This is a genomic window from Aliiruegeria lutimaris (genome assembly GCF_900099935.1).
GTDB classification, from domain to species: Bacteria; Pseudomonadota; Alphaproteobacteria; order Rhodobacterales; family Rhodobacteraceae; genus Tropicimonas; species Tropicimonas lutimaris.
In genome coordinates this window covers 1-2,722 of the sequence record NZ_FNEK01000164.1, presented here as the reverse complement: position 1 = coordinate 2,722, position 2,722 = coordinate 1, and the positions used below count along the sequence as shown (strand labels likewise).

1 protein-coding gene is annotated in these 2,722 nt (G+C 49.3%); it reads right to left on the bottom strand.

Features of this window, described 5'->3' with window-relative positions:
- Positions 1–525: 525 nt before the first annotated feature.
- Positions 526–2,502, bottom strand: coding sequence for an acyltransferase family protein (locus BLR85_RS28100; RefSeq protein WP_093165162.1), 1,977 nt, complete (start codon positions 2,500–2,502; stop codon positions 526–528).
- Positions 2,503–2,722: the final 220 nt, after the last annotated feature.

The window sequence follows — 2,722 nt, the reverse complement described above, 5'->3', positions numbered from 1 at the left end:
TCGGGTTTGTCTCGCTTTCCAGCCATCGTTTGGTCCTCCTGAAAACGGGATAAAGCTATCCCAGTTGGTGGACCACTTCATTGGGGGCACTCCACCTGCCCCGGCCAATCCCGGTCGCGGCATAACTGAGCGGAACATACACTTAGAAAACGGCTCCAAACTGTTCAGACAAACCGAGCCACCTCTCTTGATATCCTGGCGCAACCGCCACCCAGACGCTGCCGTCATTGTGAAAGGCTCCTTGAAGAGCAAAAAACATGATCTGCCAAAGTAGTGCTAGGTCTGCATTGCTATCCTGAACGGCGACACCGCGCTCGGCATACCCGTTACGGAAGCTGTAGGATAAGTCCGCCCATGGAAAGGGGAACCTCGCTCGTAACCCGATTTTTTCAACGGAGTCCTCCACGGCGAAAAAACGTCACATTGCTTGGGGAATGCGGTATAAATGAAATCTAACGGCTTTTTCTTCCCATTGGCGGATTGGAGACAGCCAATTCTTTTGGCTAGATATCACACCGATCAACCCTACTCCCCTAGACCTGCGAGCCACTGCTGAATTGCTGGTCTTACCAATTGAGCCGCTTCATCACTTGGATGAGAATACACATCTCGAAACATCATTACGCCTTCTGGTGTCAAGTAACTGCAAACCTCACTTGGGCAGAAAACATCAAATATATCTATGAGCTTAAGGATGCCTTCCTTGTCAAGATCTGTGAGCATAGTGCGAAGCGGCTTCTGCCGTTCCAAGGTGTCAAAACGACTATGGAACTTGCATGGTCCGCCGACCGGAGCATACCACTGTGGCATAGCAAGAACAGGCTCGCAATTTGCCTCTCGCGCAAATGGCAGAGGCCCAAATGTGGCAAGCCCAATGCCCTTCTCGACAAGACTCTCGGAAAGCCGAAGCAGACCGGCCTCAAACTGCTGTATCATTATATGATCGGGGTCCGACTGGTATTGAGGAACTAAAAACGCAAGGTCGCTCACCAGCAACACTTGATCGTTTGGTTCTAGGCCGTCGATCAGATTCGGAACTATATCGGTCCAGTAATATTCATTAAGTTCTTTAAATGGGCCATTGATTTCGACTTGAAAAATTGGAGAAGCACCCCAACTTGAAGTGAGAATGAAGGTTGTCCCTTCTGTTTGAATTTCTCCATCAAATGCAGCCGCAAAGGCGGCTGAATAGCTGTTGCCTAGGACCAGCACTCGGCGATTGGCCGTTTCATAGGGTGCGCCTATTGAGCAGTTGGCGGGATCAATACGAGTCCCGATCTGTTCTTTCGTAGCTAATATGCAGGATGCGCCCTCCCAAACCGCGCCGCTCTCAGACTGGTATGGGGTAACTAGCGTATCGATGCCATCCTTTATCAAGTTTGGCCGTTCTCCTAGAAAAAGAAACGGCTGTAAGTAAAGCATATTTATCAAAAGAACACCACCTATGCCAGCCATAGACAGAAGGCCGACGCGCAGTTCGCCGGCTGCGCTGTTTGCCCAGTGTGCGCTCCGCAATGGCTTCTCAAGCCAACGATAGGATAAGTCAGCGATTGCAATGGAAAGCATGAGGCCAAGAAGGCCATAAATAGGGGATAGCCCCAATGTCCACGATAGCATCACCGCGACAGGCCAATGCCAGAGATAAAGAGAATAAGATACTTTGCCTAGATACCTTGGTATACGCATCTCCAAGAGAGCGATCTTTGTCCGCATCTGGCCAACCGCCAATAGAACAATAGCGGTCCCGAACACAGCTCCCATTGTTGCAAGTCGCGCCTCAATCGCGAAGGGAGCATAGGCAATACCTACGACTGCCAACAATGCGGCCCATTTGGCAGCTTTCGAAAGGTCTACTTTTTCTGAGAATTGTTGCGTAGCTAGATACACCAGAACACCGAGGCCGATTTCCCAAAAGCGATAGAACACGATGTAGAAGGCCATCATATTGTTGTTATTAGATAAAATTAGCCAAGCCACGCCGGAGGTCAGCGTCATAAGAAAAAAAATGAAAATCGCAATTTGTCGAGGCAATACGTGAATTCCCATCCAAAAAATGAGGGGAAAAACAAAGTAAAATTGCTCCTCGACGCCAAGTGACCAAGTATGTGTGAACGGATTTAAGCTTGCGGCATTAGAAAAATAATTAGTGGTATCTGCGTAGAGTGAGACATTGGCGAATCCGACTAACGCGAACATGCCCGTGATCAAGTAGGAGGCGGGCAAAGGGTTGACAAGAGAGATAAGAAGGGAACTAACTAGGATGCAAACTGAAAGAGCAGGTATAAGGCGCTTTATCCGCCGCGAGTAGAACCCAGCAAGGAAAGGCCAGAGCTCTTGGTCGCGACGCCCCTTCAAGGAGCCAGTGATAACATATCCGGAAATTACAAAGAAAATATCTACGCCAAGATATCCATTTGGGAACGCCGCTCCAAAGAAATGGTTGGCCAAAACTGCGCACACAGCAATGGCGCGGAGGCCATCGATTTCGTGTCTGTATTTCATAATATTTCAGCCGCAGGTTTCTGAGTTCTATTTGTGCTACGAGCGGCCATGGCACTAAGCCCGCGTTCACTTTCCTTTGTCCTGTGGCTGTCATAGATCGAAAAAAATCAAATATCAATCCAGATTGCGGGCAGTGTGGGCGTGAATCCGGTTGGGCGGGGCAGGGTCGTCTGTTCGCGTATCGGAATGAGTAAAGACGCACCTTTCAAGTTCTTTCGGT